The sequence below is a fragment of the Spiroplasma helicoides genome, from assembly GCF_001715535.1.
GTDB lineage: Bacteria > Bacillota_I > Bacilli_A > Mycoplasmatales > Mycoplasmataceae > Spiroplasma_A > Spiroplasma_A helicoides.
The window spans coordinates 567,490-584,051 of record NZ_CP017015.1; the positions used below are offsets into that span (position 1 = coordinate 567,490).

Annotated in this window: 7 protein-coding genes; all 7 read left to right on the top strand. The window is 28.2% G+C overall.

Annotated elements, in window-relative coordinates:
* Positions 1-5 precede the first annotated feature (5 nt).
* The gene (locus SHELI_RS02585; protein WP_069116407.1) at positions 6-2,276 is read left to right on the top strand and encodes an ABC transporter substrate-binding protein; all 2,271 of its coding nucleotides are present in this window, start codon (positions 6-8) and stop codon (positions 2,274-2,276) included.
* Between the two features lie 141 nt (positions 2,277-2,417).
* Complete coding sequence (locus SHELI_RS02590) at positions 2,418-4,721, top strand: ABC transporter substrate-binding protein (protein ID WP_069116408.1); 2,304 nt, start codon at positions 2,418-2,420, stop codon at positions 4,719-4,721.
* 211 nt (positions 4,722-4,932) lie between these two features.
* A complete protein-coding gene (locus tag SHELI_RS02595; RefSeq protein WP_069116410.1) occupies positions 4,933-7,224 on the top strand; it encodes an ABC transporter substrate-binding protein in 2,292 nt (763 codons plus the stop codon).
* 144 nt (positions 7,225-7,368) lie between these two features.
* Positions 7,369-9,552, top strand: coding sequence for an ABC transporter substrate-binding protein (locus SHELI_RS02600; RefSeq protein WP_069116412.1), 2,184 nt, complete (start codon positions 7,369-7,371; stop codon positions 9,550-9,552).
* 164 nt (positions 9,553-9,716) lie between these two features.
* Positions 9,717-11,993: a periplasmic substrate-binding domain-containing protein gene (locus SHELI_RS02605; protein ID WP_069116414.1), complete on the top strand. Its 2,277-nt coding sequence runs from the start codon at positions 9,717-9,719 to the stop codon at positions 11,991-11,993.
* 37 nt (positions 11,994-12,030) lie between these two features.
* Complete coding sequence (locus tag SHELI_RS02610) at positions 12,031-14,262, top strand: ABC transporter substrate-binding protein (protein ID WP_069116416.1); 2,232 nt, start codon at positions 12,031-12,033, stop codon at positions 14,260-14,262.
* 63 nt (positions 14,263-14,325) lie between these two features.
* Complete coding sequence (locus SHELI_RS02615; RefSeq protein WP_069116418.1) at positions 14,326-16,521, top strand: ABC transporter substrate-binding protein; 2,196 nt, start codon at positions 14,326-14,328, stop codon at positions 16,519-16,521.
* Positions 16,522-16,562 lie beyond the last annotated feature (41 nt).

Genomic DNA, 16,562 nt, shown 5'->3' on the forward strand with positions numbered 1-16,562 from the left:
AAAAAATGTCAATATCTAGTAAAAGATTATTGTCTACACTTTCTGCAATGAGTGCAGTTGCTTTAACTGCGTCTAGTGTTGTAGCTTGTCGTGGATTTGATCTTAGTCAAATAATTAGTAGAGAAAGAGCTACTAATGAATATGTATTAACTTATCAATATCCAGTTCAATCTTGAAACAGCTCATATACTTTTAAAGTTTATGATCATAGAGTTTTAGCAAATACAAATGCTACTCCACTTGGTGTAGATGAATATGGAAGAGTTTATGGCGATATTTTTGCACCTAATGATGATGTTAAATCTGAAACAGTAGGTAAAAAAATAGATGAACAAACTTGAAATTATAAAATTAGATCTAGTTTGCATTGATATTCATATGATGGAACTAAACTTGGAGATATAACAGAAAAAGATTTTCAAAGTGCAGCAGAATTTATTTTAAAAGCAAAAACAACACAATCACAATTATTTAACCTTTGAGTTAGTTTTATAGTTGGTGCTAAAGAAATGTATACATATTTTAATTCTGATGCATCAAAGGGAAAATATAGCTGAGAAGATGGTTTGTCAGCTGTTCGAAAAGGTTTTAGTTATACAGGTAGTGATGGTAAAAAAGTGGAAGTTAAAGGAGTTAGTGAAGGTTTTGGTTTAGATACATCTAAATCAGGGGAAATAACATATCATTTAACAAAACCAGCTCCATACTTTGAATCATTATTATGTTATGCAGTATTTTCACCACTTTTTCTTAAAAATGGTGAAACTGTAGAGCAAGTTGGTAGAGTAGATGATTTTAAAAACGGAAGATATTCAGGAGCATATTTACCAAAAAATGTTACTGGGGATGAAATGGTTTTACAAAAAAACGAAAACTATTGATTTAGTGACATGGTTAGCATAAAATCAATTAAATATGTAAACACTTCTGCAAATACTTCAACAAAAGATAGAGAATTTTTTGAATCTGGAAGTACTTCTGGATTTAGTCTTGCAAGTGATGATAATGTAGGATGAAGTAGATATGTAGGAAGTAATATTGATGAACCTAGTTTTGATTACATATATGATGTAACAACAAGTGATTCTTTATATACACGTACATTATTTTTCAACATGTATAATTCTGATATCGATGCTGGTGGAGATGAATCAGTAAGAGCGGCTAAAGCAAGTAAGTTGTTACAAAACAAACTAGCAAGAGCGTTTATTTCTACTGGTTTAGATAGAAGTGTTTTTGTTAAATTCTTTTCAGATAAGTTTGATGGTGGATCTAGTGTTTCTAAAATGCTTAGAAACGTTTATACAGCTCCAGGGGTAGCACAAGATAACTCTGGAAAAGATTATTCTTCATATGTAGAAGATTCTGTTAAAAATTTAGATTCTGTAAAAAAAAGTGGGGTTTCCCTTCAATTAGCAGATGGTAATGATGCATTAAAAGATAATGTAAAAGTTTATACTGGAGAAGACCAAGCAAGTATTATTTCAAAGTTAAGAACTTATATGAAAGATGAACATATCTTGGGTGATGGTGAATCTACTTTTGAAATTAGAACAATTCAAAACCCAGATGAAAACCATGGAGCTAACCCATTGATGAACCAAATGTTTGACAGATTTAATGCAATTCCAGATAATCCAATTAAAATAGTTTCTATTTCAGGATCAACTAAAGAAGATTTTCAAGAAAAAGAAAACAAAGGACAATTTGACTTTGATATAGCAGGATGAGGACCAGATTATGCTGACCCAGGTACATATTTGAACACTACAAGAATTAATGGTGATATGAATACATTTACTGGTTCAGCTAAAATAATGAATGTTTTATCAAGTGGTAGTGGACAAAAATATGATTCACTATTTGCAAAATCATCTGATGTTTCTAAAAATTATATGGATAGTTACAAAGTTTATGATGAAGCAGTTGGAAAAACAGATGTTGATGCATCAGGAAGTGAAAGATATAAACAATTTGCTGATGAAGAAGCTTCATATATTTATGAAAACTTTTTCATAATGCCTTTTTATAAAAGAGCAGCACCTAAAAATTATACTGTAAGTTATGTTTTACCATATACATCAAACTATGCTTGATCATATGGTATAGCAGGATATAAAGATTGATCAAAAATATTAAGTAACAAAATTGTTTCTAAACAAGAAGCAGAAACTCAAAAATTAAGAGTTGAAGAATATGCAAAACAAATATCACAATCATCAACTCATAAAAAAGATGATGAAAATGATAGAAACTATATTTTATTTAAAAAATAAAAATTTACTAATCAAAAAAGTTGATTTAAAATATTTTTCATATATAATCAAATTGGAAATAAATAGTTTATATTGTTGATTTCCACATTAAAAAATTTTTATGAGATGAATGAATAAAAAAATTAAGGAGAAAGAAAAAAAATGGCAATAACAAGCAAAAGGTTACTGTCTGCATTGTCAGCTATAAGTGCTGTTGGTTTAACAGCATCAAGTGTAGTTGCATGTGGTACTTTTGACCTTTCAAAAATTATTAATAGGGTAAGATCTGATGAAGAATACTTTACAACTTATCAATATCCAGTTGAGTCTTGAAACTCATCATATACATTTAAAGCAGAAGATCATAAAGTTCTTGCAAATACTAATGCAACCGCATTGGGTGTTGATGAATATGGAAGAGTTTATGGTGATATTTTTGCACCTAACCCAGACCTTTCAAAAAGTCAAGTTGGTGAATCTTCAGATGGAGGAAAAACTTGAAAATACTCTGTTAGAAAAAATATTAGCTGATATAAATCTGATGGAACTAAAGCAGGAGATATAAAAGCTAGTGATTTTGAAAAAGCAGCTGAGTATATTTTAAGAGCTAAAACAACAGGGTCACAATTAGTTAGTTTATGATCTAGCTTTATTGTTGGTGCAAGAGAAATTTATCTTTACTTAAGTAACTATAATAGTGTTCAAGGAAGTAAAGGTGATGGTTCATGAACAGATGCTAAAGCTGCAATTAAAAAGGGATTTAGTTATAAAACTGGTACTGGGTCTGATGAAAAAGTAGTAGAGGTTAAAGCGGTTGAAGCAGGTTTTGGTCTAATAATTGGTGATGACAATACTGTAACTTATAAATTAACAAAAGCTGCACCATACTTTGAATCATTACTATGTTATGCAGTGTTTTCACCGCTTTATGTTCCTGAGGGAGAAGTTAAAGATGTTGATAAAAGAGCTGACTTTACAAAAGGTTATTACTCAGGAGCATATTTACCAAAAATAAACGATGGAAACCAAATAGTTTTAGAAAAAAATGAAAATTATTGATTTAAAGATATGGTTTCAATTAAAAAAATAACTTATGTAAATGCATCAGGAGGTACTTCTTCTAAGGGTAGAGAGTTATTTGAGTCAGGGGAAACATCAGGTTTCTTAGTAAATAACGATGACTCACAAGGTTGAAACAGATATGTTGGTAGCGACATAGAAAAACCAGTGTTTGATTATGTGTATGACGCCCCAACAAGTGATGCATTGGCTTCATTTGTACTATTTTTTAATATGTATCATTCTGATATTGATGGAGGAGAAGATACAAAAAAAGAAAGAGCTGTTAAAGCAAGTAAATTATTACAAAATCAATTAGCAAGACTTTTAATATCTACAGGTATTGATAGAAGTGTTTTTGTAAAATACTTTTCAGAAAAATTTGATGGTGGTTCAACAACTTCAAAAATGCTAAGAAACGTTTATACAGCACCTGGTGTTGCAGCTGATGACACAGGTAAAGATTTTTCATCATATGTTGAAGATGCAGTTAAAGAATTGGCCAATGTAAAAGCTAATGATGGATCTTCATCTATAAATTTATCTGATGGTCAAGACCCATTACTAGGTAAAGCAAAACTATATTCAGGTAAAGAACAAAGTGCTTTAATGGAAGAATTAAGAACGTGAATGAAAGCACAAGGCATTTTGAGTGATTCACAAAGTTACTTTGAATTACATTTGTTACAAAACCCAGATCAAAACCAATCATTAAACCCAAAAATTAATCAAATGTTTGAAAGATTTAATCAAATTCAAAACAACCCAATTCACTTAGTTGCAGTAGACGCTGCATCAAAAGAAGACTATCAAGCAAAAACAAATAAAGGTGAATTTGATTTAGATATATCAGGGTGAAGTCCAGATTATGCAGACCCAGGAACTTTCTTAAATACTCTTAGAGTTGAAGGAGATATGAACACATACACTGGTTCAGCAAAAATTATGGAAGTGTTAAATGATAAAGGTAATAAAAATTACAGTGCATTACATACAGATGTATCAGATGATTTTGTTAAAGATTATCAAGAATTTGATAAAAATGTTGCTAAAACAGACTCAACAACAACTGATAATAAAGTAGAAAGATTTAAAGAATTTGCACAACAAGAAGCAAGTTACATGTATAAAGATTTCTTTATGATGCCTTTCTATATTAGATCTGCACCAAAAAACTACTCAGTTAGTTATGTTGTACCATATAGCACAAACTATGCTTGATCATATGGTATTGCAGGTTTCAAAGATTGATCAAAACAATTGAGTTCACATATTGTTTCTACTGTAGAAGCAGAAGCTCAAAAACAAAGAGTAAAAGATTATGTTGCTTCATTTAAAAATGATTCAAACATGAAAAAAGATGATGTAAATGAAAGAAACCATATTTTATTTGCACCACAAAAATAACTCATAAAAATCTTATTAAATACTATTTACAATTTGTAGATAGTATTTTTTTTTCATTTTGTACAAAGAAAAAATATTTCACACACTATAAGATAATATAAAATTGTTGCAAAATGATATTATATTTTTTAAAGAAATTCAAATTGTAACAATTTTGAAAATAATTTTAAAAAATACGGAAAAAAAATAGAACAATATAGGAGAAAACAAAATGGCAATTACAAGTAAAAAATTATTAACTACATTAGCTGCAGTTGCTGGAATGACATTAACTGCATCAAGCGTAGTGGCATGTGGTTTTAGTTTACAAAAAATTATTAATAGAGAAAAGTCATCAGATGAACTAATAAAAACATTTGGTGGAACTATAACATCATGAAATACAGCTCAGACTTATATGTCAAATGATCATAAAGTATTGGCAAATACAAATGCATCATTACTTGGTGTTGATGAATATGGAAGAGTTTATGGTGATATTTTTGAATCAAATAGTGATACAAATAATCCTTCAAAATACGTTGGAAAACCAAATAAAGAATTTACAGAATGAACATATAAAATAAGAGATAATATAAATTGATATAAATGAGATGGTAGTGAAGAGGCTAAAATTACTACTGATGATTTTATAACAGCTGTTGACTATATAATGCGAAGCTCAACTAATACTTCTCAAGTTACTGGTTTTTGAAATAGTTTTATTAGAGGAGCAAAAGAGTTAAATTTATATTTAACTAAAAATCCTAAAAAAACTATAAAAGAGGCTTTTGCAGCGATTGAAAATGATTGAGATTACCCTGGAACTGATGGTAAACCAATAACTGTTCAAGGTGTTAAAGATGGTTTTGGAATGACAGTTGATAAAGATACACGTACTGTAAAGTATTCTCTTATTAAAAGTGCAGAGTATTTTGAGACTTTATTATGTCATCTATCATATGCTCCAATTCACTTAGATAATGGTAAAAAAGCTAAGGACATAAGTGCAGACATATCTTATAAAGATGTTTATTATTCAGGAGCATATTTACCAAAATCATTTGATTCAACTGAAATTGACTTAGTTAAAAATGAAAATTATTGATTTAAAGATATGGTTACAATTAAATCTATCAAATACTTACAAGCTAATGGAGCAACTAAAGCAAGAGAATTATTTGAAGCTGGAGATTCATCAGGTTTTCAAATAAATAGTGCTGATAATTTTGGTTGAGAAAGATATATAGGTGATGATGTATATAATCCAACATTTGATCACTTATATGATACACCTGTAAGAAATTCATTAGCATCATCATTTTTCTTCTTTAATCCATATAATGGCAATATTGATCCTGATAACCCAATGGGTACTGAAAAAAGTAGAAGATCTGTTAAAGCAAGTAAACTTTTACAAAATAAACTAGTAAAAGGATTTATAGCTACAAGTATTCAAAGAAGCGCATTAGTTAAATACTATTCTGAAAAATTTGATGGTGATTCAAATGTTTCAAAAATGTTAAGAAATATTTATACACCAGCAAATTTTGCTTATGATGAAAACAACAAAGACTACATTGATTATATTAAAGAAGCATTTGTTAATGTAAATCCAGATAAAAAAGAAGAGTTATCTAAAATAGATTTATCTGATGGAGTGGATGTTCTTGGTAATAATTCAGAGCTATTTTTTAATAAAACAACTGAGCAAATTATTAAAGAGATAACTGATTTTATGCTAGATGAAGGAATCATTAGTAGCCGTGATGAAAAGTTTGAAATTGACACAATTCAATCACCTTCAAATGATGCAGCTTTAAATGCAGCAAGAAATAATATGTTTGAAAGATTTAATGAAATACCTGGTAATCCAATTAAATTGGGCGCTGAAAAAGTGAATAGTGGAACAGAGGCATATGCTAAATCTTGAAAAGGAGACATTGATTTTGGTTGAACTGATTGAACCCCTGATTATCAAGATCCTGGATGTTATTTATACAGTTTAACAGTTGATGGGGATATGAAAACTATTACTGGAACAAGTAGAGCATTTGATGAAAAAGTAAATGATGATGGTACAAAAACGTATTCAATCAAAAATGCCGCAAAAACCAAGTCAAGTGTTTCAGAAGATTTTGCTGATGCCTATACAACATTTAATAATGAGATTATCAAAGCAGATGTTGCAAAATTACCAAATAGTCAAAGATTTAAAGAATTTGCAAAGCAAGAAGTAGATTATATGTATAAAAACTTTATAATCTTCCCATTCTTTATTGATTCATCACCTGTTAACTATAGCGTTTCTCAAGAAATACCTTATACAAATAATTATGCATTTGCATATGGAACAGCTTCATACAAAGATTTTACAAAAATGCTAAAAAATAAAATTGTTTCAAGAGATGAAGCAAATGCTCAAAAACAAAGAGTTCAAGATTATGCTAATTCTTTAACTTTTGAAAATAATTATAAAAAAGATGATCAAAACGATAGAAACTATATCTTATATAAAAAATAATAATTTATGAAAAACATTCTTAAAGAATGTTTTTTTTATTTAGTTTTATCTAATAGTTTATTGTAAATTTATTGTCTTCTATATATACTAAATAAGGGAAAAATTTTTGCAATCCAAACGTTTTTTAGAAAAGAGGAATAAAAAATGAAAATTACAAGTAAAAAATTGCTATCAACACTATCGGCATTTGCTGGAGTAGGATTAGCAAGTTCAAGTGTTGTGGCTTGTGGATTCAATATTCAAAAAATTATTGATAGAGAAGCAGCAACTGATACATACATTAAAACTTTTTCTTATGCAATGACTTCATGAAATACTGCATATACAATGCAAGCTGAAGATCACAAGGTTTTAGCTAACACAAACGCAACTCCATTAGGAGTAGATGAATATGGAAGAGTTTATGGAGATATATTTGAATCAGGGGATATAAAAGAACAATACATAGGTAAACCACAAGATGATTACAAAACATGAACATATAAAATAAGAGATAATGCACATTGATATAAATATGATGGAACAGATGCTGGAAAAATAAAAGCAAGTGATTTTGAAAAAGCAGCAGAATTTATTATGAGAGCATCTCAAACTGGATCACAAGTTGCCAATTTATGAAAAGGATTTATTGTTGGCGCTCAAGAAGTGAGTGAATATTTATCAAAAAATCCAACAGCAAGCTGAAGTGAGGCTAAATCAAAAGCTGGAACAAGTGGTTTTGGACTAACTGTTAATGATGATAATGGAACAGTTACATATAAATTAAAAAAATCAGCACCTTATTTTGAATCATTATTATGTTATGCTGTGTTTTCACCAATGCATTCAGAAAGTGAAAATGTAGCAGATGTAGGTCAAATTAGTGATTTTACAAAAGGTTATTATTCAGGAGCTTATTTACCAACTAAGGTTGACTCACAAACAGAGATGGTTTTAGAAAAAAATCAAAATTATTGATTTAAAGATTTAGTAACAATTAATAAAATTAAATATTTAAATGCTGCTAAAGGAACTACTTCATTAGGAAGAACTTTATTTGAAGCAGGAGATACTTCAGAATTTAAAATAAGTAGTTCAGATAATCAAGGATGAGAAAGATACATTGGTTCTGATATTGATAATCCAACTTTTAACTATTTATATGATGCACCATCAGCAGATAGTGTATCAACATATGTTTTATATATGAATACATATAATAGTTTAATTGATGATAATAATCAAAATAAAATTAAAGCAAGTAAACTTTTACAAAATAAATTGGCTAGAGCTTTAATAGCAACTGGAATTGATAGAAGTGTTTTTGTTAAACTTTATTCTGAAAAATTTGATGGTGATTCTGATAAATCAAAAATGTTAAGAAATGTGTATACAGCACCGGGAGTTGCTTCATTTGAAAATGAAGATTATTCAAAAACTGTTGAAAAGGCAGTTAATAAAATAGCTGGAAAAACAGATCTTAGTTTATCAGATGGTTCAGATCCTTTAAAAGACAATGTTAAACTTTACACTAAAAAGGATTTAGATTCATTAATTAAAGAATTAAGAAAATATATGAAAAATGAAGGTATTATTGATAATGAACAAGATACTTTTACAATAAATTATCTACAAAATCCAGATCATGTAGCAAGTCTTAATCCAAAATTAAACATAATGTTTGAGAGATTTAATGCTATTCCAAATAATCCAATTAAAATAGAATCAATTGCAGCAACTTCTTCAGATGAATATATAGCTAGTGCTCAAAAAGGTAACTACGACCTATATATTGGTGGTTGAGGGCCTGATTACGCTGACCCAGCCACATATTTAAATACAATTGCTATCAATGGTGATTTAAGCACATATACAGGTGTCTCAAGATTACTTACAAAAAATAGCTCAGGAAGTTATGATGCGAAAGTAAAAACTACATCTGCTGATGGAACTGCTGATTACATTAAACAATATACTTCATTTGATGAAGCAATTACAAAAATAGATAATGAAGAAACTTCAGATATTAAAAAAAGATATGCTGATTTTGCAGAGCAAGAAGCAAATTATCTATACAAAGATTTCTTTATGATACCATTCTATACAATGTCAGCACCAAAAAACTACTCAATAAGTTATGTTTTACCATATACTACAAATTACTCATTTACATATGGTATAGCTGCATATAAAGATTGAAGCAAAATTATGCAAAATAGAATCGTTAGTCTAGATCAAGCTAACGAACAAAAACAAAGAGTAGAAAATTATAAAGAAGAAATTAAAAACGATGCAAATAAGAAAAAAAATGACATGACTGATAGAAATCACATATTATTTGATAAATAAAATTATTATTTTTTTAAAAAAGGTTAAATATAACCTTTTTTTATTTTAAAAATATAAATTGAAATTTATGTTATAAGTGTCTATAATAACTATATGTGTGAATGAATGAGTAAATATTATTAATAATTAATATTATTAATTAGAATAGTCGGAGGACCTATAAAATGTCTAGTAAAAACAAGAAAATACTATCATCTTTGATAGGTTTTTCAAGTATTCCATTATTATCTGCAAGTGTGATGAGTTGTGGATTTAATATTCAAAAAGTTATAGATAGAGAGATGCCAGACGATACTTTTATATCTTCTTTTCAATATGCACCTAACTCTTGAACAACAGCCTATACATTTCAACCGATAAATCATAAAATTCTTTCTAACACAAATGCGACTTTATTAAATGTTGATGAATATGGTCGTTTATATGGAGATATTGTTGAATCTAATCCTGATTTAAGTCAATCTATGGTTGGTGATCTTGAAGGGCAAAGTGGGTTTAAACATTTTGCTTATACAATCAGAAAAAATGCAACATGATGTAAGTGGGATGGAAGTGGACAAATTCCAATTACAGCAGATGATTTTGATACTACAGCTGAATTTGTCATGCGGTCAAGTGTTACACAATCACAACTAACAACTATATGAAATAGTTTTATTAGAGGTGCTGAAGAACTTAATACATACTTAAAATTTAACCCAACTTCTAAATGAGAAGATGCTAAGGAAAAGATAAAAAATGATTGAAGTTATATAGCATATGATGGTAGCCAAAAAACTGTTAAAGGAGTAAAAGAAGGTTTTGGACTAAGTTTTGATAAAGCAAAACGGAAGGTAATTTATGATTTATCAAAAGCGGCCCCTTATTTTGAATCGCTTTTATGCTATGCAGTTTTTTCTCCAATACACTTAGATAGTAGAGAAAACATGGCTAACGTAACTGATTATAAAGAATCATATTATTCTGGGGCTTTTTTACCAAATCAAATTAATTTTCAAGATGTTATTATATTGAAAAAAAATCCAAACTATTGATTCAAAGATTTAGTTTCAATAAATACTATAAAATACTTATACACAACAGCAAACGCAACTCCCTCAACAGAAAGAGAATTGTTTGAGGCTGGAAACTCATCAGGTTTTTTAATTAACAACGGAGATGACCAAGGGTGATATCGATATGTTGGAAAAAACATTGATAAGCCGGTTTTTGATTATGTATATGATGCACCAACAGTTGATCAAGTTGCAACTTCATCATTGTATATCAATACTTATAATACTTACATTGATAAAGGAACTAATAGTCAAAGAGAAAGAGCTATTAAAGCAAGTAAGTTACTACAAAACAAACTTGTGAGAGCATGAATTTCAACTAAACTGGACAGAAGTGTTTTTATAAAATACTATTCAGAAAAGTTTGATGGTGGAAATAACATTTCTAAAATGATTAGAAACGTTTATACAGCACCAGGTGTTGGAATTGACAATAATGGTAAAGATTATTATCGGTATGTTGAAGATGAAGTTAAAAAAATGGTGCCAAGCAACCAAGCAAGCGAAATACAATTATCTGATGGAAATGATATGTACCGAGATAAAACACAATTATTTACAGGTTCAAATGACCAAGAAATAATGAGTCTAATAAAGCAATTTATGATAAGTGAAGATATTATAAAAAAAGATGGAGATAAATTTTCTTTAGAAGTTTTATTAAATCCTGAAGATTTGGGAACTGTCAATCCCAGAGCTATGATGATGTATGGACGATTTAATGAAATTGAAGGTAATCCTATTGAAATAAATGTTATGGAAAATGTTACAACTGCAGATGATTATATGACAAAATCTACAGAAGGTAATTTTGATTTATTTAATGGAATATGATGACCAGATTATGCTGACCCAGCAACTTTTTTAAATACTCTAATAATCAATGGTGATGATAGTGCGAAAACTGGGACGCAAAGAATTTTTGATTATGATCCAATTAATAATAAATATAATGTGAAATCATTAGTTCATACCAAAACAAGTATTTCTGAAGAATATGCTAATACTTATCAATCTTTTAATGATAATGTTATTGATATTGATCATAACCAAGATGATTTAGAAAAACGATATCAATTATTTGCACAACAAGAGGCTAAATACCTTTATAAGGATTTTTTAGTTATGCCTTTTTACATTAAAGCAGCACCAAAAAACTATTCAGTTAGTTATGTGATTCCATATACTACAAATTATGCTTTGAGTTATGGTAATGCAGCAAGAAAAGATGTTACTAAAATTTTGAGTAAAAAAATAGTTTCATTTGAAGAAGCAAACAGACAAAAAGAAAGAGTAGAAAATTATAAAACAGAAATTAGTAATGATAAAAAAACACAAAAAAAATTAGATAAAAACGATAGAAATCATATATTATTTGAAAATTAATTATTAAGATAAATAATTAAATGAAAGGAAAAAGAAAATGTTTTTAACAAGCAAAAGATTACTCGCATCTTTGAGTGCGATTTCAGGTTTAAGTCTTGTTTCTGCAAGTGTTATTTCATGTGGTTTTAGTTTAGACAAAATCTTAAACAAAGAAATGCCAATAGATACTTATATAACAACCTACAAAGCAACCCCAACATCATGAAACACTGCTTATACGTTTGAACCAATTAATCAAAATATATTAGCTAATACAAGTGCAACTTCATTAGGAGTAGATGAGTATGGAAGAGTTTATGGAGATATTTATGAATCTAATCTGAATTTAAGTAGCGATAGAGTTGCTATTAATGAAGATACAAAAAATGATACTGTATTTACTTATAAAATTAGAGATAATGCAAAATGATACAAATGAGATGGTGGTGGTGAAACACCTATAACAGTTGATGATTTTGATACAGCTGCAGAATTTATTATGAGATCTGCTACCACTCAATCACAAGTTACAACTTTATGATTAAACTTCATAAAAGGAGCAAAAGAAATTAATGATTATTTAAAAGAGCATACAGATGCGTCATGATATGAAGCCAAAACACATGCTGGTAATGGAGGATTTGGTTTAACTTTTGATAAAAATAAAAAAACTGTTACCTATACATTAAATAAATCTGCGCCATATTTTGAATCATTATTGTGTTATGCAGCATTTTCTCCAATTCATGTGGATGGTGATAGAAAAACTATGTCAAACACAGGAGACTTTAAAGTTCCTTACTATTCAGGAGCATATTTACCAAAAGAAGTTATAAGTCAAAACTCAATGGTTTTAGAAAAAAATGAAAATTATTGATTTAAAGATTTAGTAACAATTAAGAAAATTAAATACTTATATACATCAACAAAAGCAACGACATCAACAGACAGAGAACTGTTTGAAGCAGGAAATTTATCTGGGTTCTTAGTTAATAACGGAGATAATCAAGGATGAGATAGATATATTGGTTCAGATATATATCACCCAACATTTAGTCACGTTTATGATACACCTGTAATTGACTCTGTTTCTACATCATCATTATTTTTTAATACATATAACACTTTGATTGACACGGGTAGTGAAGAAGAAAAACAAACCGCTATAAAAGCAAGTAAGTTATTACAAAATTTAAACACAAGATTATGAATATCTACAAAACTAGATAGAAGTGTACTTATAAAATATTATTCTGAAAAATTTGATGGTGGTTCAGATGTATCAAAAATGTTGAGAAATGTATTTACAGCACCAGGTGTTGGAATTGATAGTGATGGTACAGATTACTATAAATATGTAGAAAAACAATTACAAAAAACAATTTCAAGTAACTCGGGAAATGCAGAAACTAAAATAGATTTATCAGATGGTGTTGATGCTTACAAAGATAAAGCTCAAATGTACACTGGAAAAACTGATGAGGAAATTTTAAAACAGTTAAAAGAATATATGTTAAAAGAAAAAATAATAACAAATGAAAGTGATAAATTTACTTTAAGAGTACTTTTAAATCCTGCAGACAATTTAACATTAAATCCAAAAGCTATTAATATGTATGATAGATTTAATCAAATAGAAGGTAACCCAATTCAGATTAAACCAGTAGAAAATGTTTTTGAAGCAGACCAATATGTTGATTTATCTAATAAAGGTTCATTTGATTTATATAATGGTAACTGATGACCAGATTATGCAGACCCAGGAACTTTTTTAAACACATTGTTAGTTAATGGTGATAATAGTTACACAACTGGAACTCTAAGAACTTTTGATTATGATGCATCACAAAAAAAATATAGTGTTAAAAATATAATCAAATCAAGTGCTTCTGATGAGTATGCAAAAAATTATCAATCATATAACGACTCAATAATAAGTATTGATCAAAATGAATCTAATATAAAAAAAAGATATGAAAAATTTGCAGAACAAGAAGCAAATTATTTATACAAAAATTTCTTTTTGATGCCATTTTACATTAGATCTGCACCAAAAAATTATTCTGTAAGTTATGTAGTGCCATACACAACTAACTATGCATTTACATACGGAAGTTCTGCATTAAAAGATTGATCAAAAATATTAAACAATAAAGTAGTTTCATTAGAAGAATCTGAAAAACAAAAACAAAGAGGTCTAGATTACAAACAAGAAATCCTAAATGATAAAGATAAAAGAAAAAAAGATGACATTAACGAAAGAAATCATATTTTATTTAAAAATTCTTAATAAAAAAGTTTACGCTAGTAAGCATTTTTGTGATGAAAATAAATAATTTGTTGAAAGAAATTTATGTCAAATAAGTTAAAAAAACTTTTATCTTTAAAAATAGGATTTGCAGCAACTCTAGTAGTTTCTTCATTTTCTATATCTTGTGGATTTAGTATCGATAAGATATTAAATAGGGAATGAAATTCTAAAACGTATGTAGCAACTTATCAATATGCAGTAACATCATGAAACACAGCTTATACTTTCCAAGCTACTAATTATAATATTTTAGCAAACACTAACGCAAACCCTTTAGGTGTCGATGAGTATGGAAGAACATTTGGAGATATTTTTGAATCTGGTAAGAAAGATTCAACATATGTTGGAGAACATAATGAAGATTTTACAGAATGAACATATCAAATAAGAGATGAAGCTAAGTGAAGTAGTTGAGATGGAACAAATGTTTTTTCTATTACAACAGATGATTTTGATACTACAGCAGAATTTGTAATGAGATCTTCAATAACTAATTCTGAAATTACAAATCTTTGAAATACTTTTATTAAAGGTGCTGAAGGTTTAAATAAATATTTGATTGATAATGAAAATGCAAGTTGAAGTGATGCAAAAAATAATAATCATGATTTTGGTTTGATTCTGGATAAATCAAGTAAAACAGTTAAATTTAAATTAAGAAAATCAGTTCCATATTTTGAGTCACTTTTATGTTTTGGTGCTTTTGCACCAATACACTTAGATAGTAGAAAAAATATGGCAAATATAACAAACTTTAAAGAAGCTTATTATTCAGGTGCATTTTTACCAAAAGAAATAAAAAATCAAGATGAAATGATTTTAGAAAAAAGTCAAAGTTATTGATTTAAAGATATGGTAAGTATTGATAAAATCAAATACTTATACATAATATCAAAGCCAACACCTTCAACAGAAAGAGAATTGTTTGAAGCAGGTAACTCATCGGGATTTGTTATTAATAATAAAGACGATCAAGGTTGAAATAGATACATTGGTTCAGATATTAATAAACCAACATTCGACCACACATATGATACACCAACAATTGATTCAGTTGCATCATCTGCTTTGTATTTTAATTTGTATAATTCAACTATTGATGACAGTGATAACATAGAAAAACAAAGAGCTATTAAAGCAAGTAAGTTATTACAAAATAAATATGCAAGAGCGTGAATTTCAACTAAAATTGATAGAAGTGTATTTTTGAAATATTACACAGATAAATTTGATAACAATCAACCAACTTCACAAATGATCAGAAACACTTACACAGCAGCAAAAGTAGGGGTGGACAAAAATAATAAAGACTACACAAAGTACATTGAAGATGAAGTTAAAAATATTGTTGGTACTGAAAAAGCAAATGAAGTAGATTTATCAGCAGGTGTAGATGCTTACAAAGATAAAACACAATTATATACAGATAAAACTGACCAACAAATTTTAAGTGATTTAAAAAAATATATGGTTCAAGAAAAAATAATTAATAGTGAGAATGAAAAGTTTAATTTACAGGTTTTATTAAATCCTGAAGATATTGCAACATTAAATCCTAGAGCAATAAATATGTATGATAGATTTAATGAAATTGATGGTAATCCAATTCAAATTAAAGTTAAAGAAAATGTAACAACAGCGGATGAATATTTATCTTTATGAACTCAAGGTAAGTTTGACTTATGCAATGGTAATTGATGACCAGATTATGCAGATCCAGCAACTTTTTTAAATACACTTACAATAAATGGTGATGCAAGTACAAGAACAGGTACTGCAAAACTATTTCAATACAATACTAAGGATAATCACTATTATGTAAAAGATTTTTTAAAAACTTCAATATCAGATGATTTTGCAAGAAAATATGAAAAATATAACAATGAGATTATTAAAGCAGATCAAACTCAGGTTGATTTGAAAAATAGATATACAGAATTTGCAAAGCAAGAAGCAAGCTATTTATATAAAGATTTTTTAGCTTTACCATTTTACATTAAAGCCGCTCCAAAAAGCTACTATATTGGTTATGTAATTCCATATACAGCTAGTTATGCATTCACTTATGGAGTTTCAGGTTTAAAAGATTTTTCTAAGGTTTTAAGTAATAAACTAGTATCATATGAAGAGTCTGAAACACAAAGACAAAGAGTGGAAGACTATAAAAAATTGATACTTAATGACAAAAACATGAAAAAAGAAGATAGTGAAGACAGAAACTATATTTTATTTAAATAACAAAATACAACACTTATCAAAAGTGTTGTATTTTTAATCAA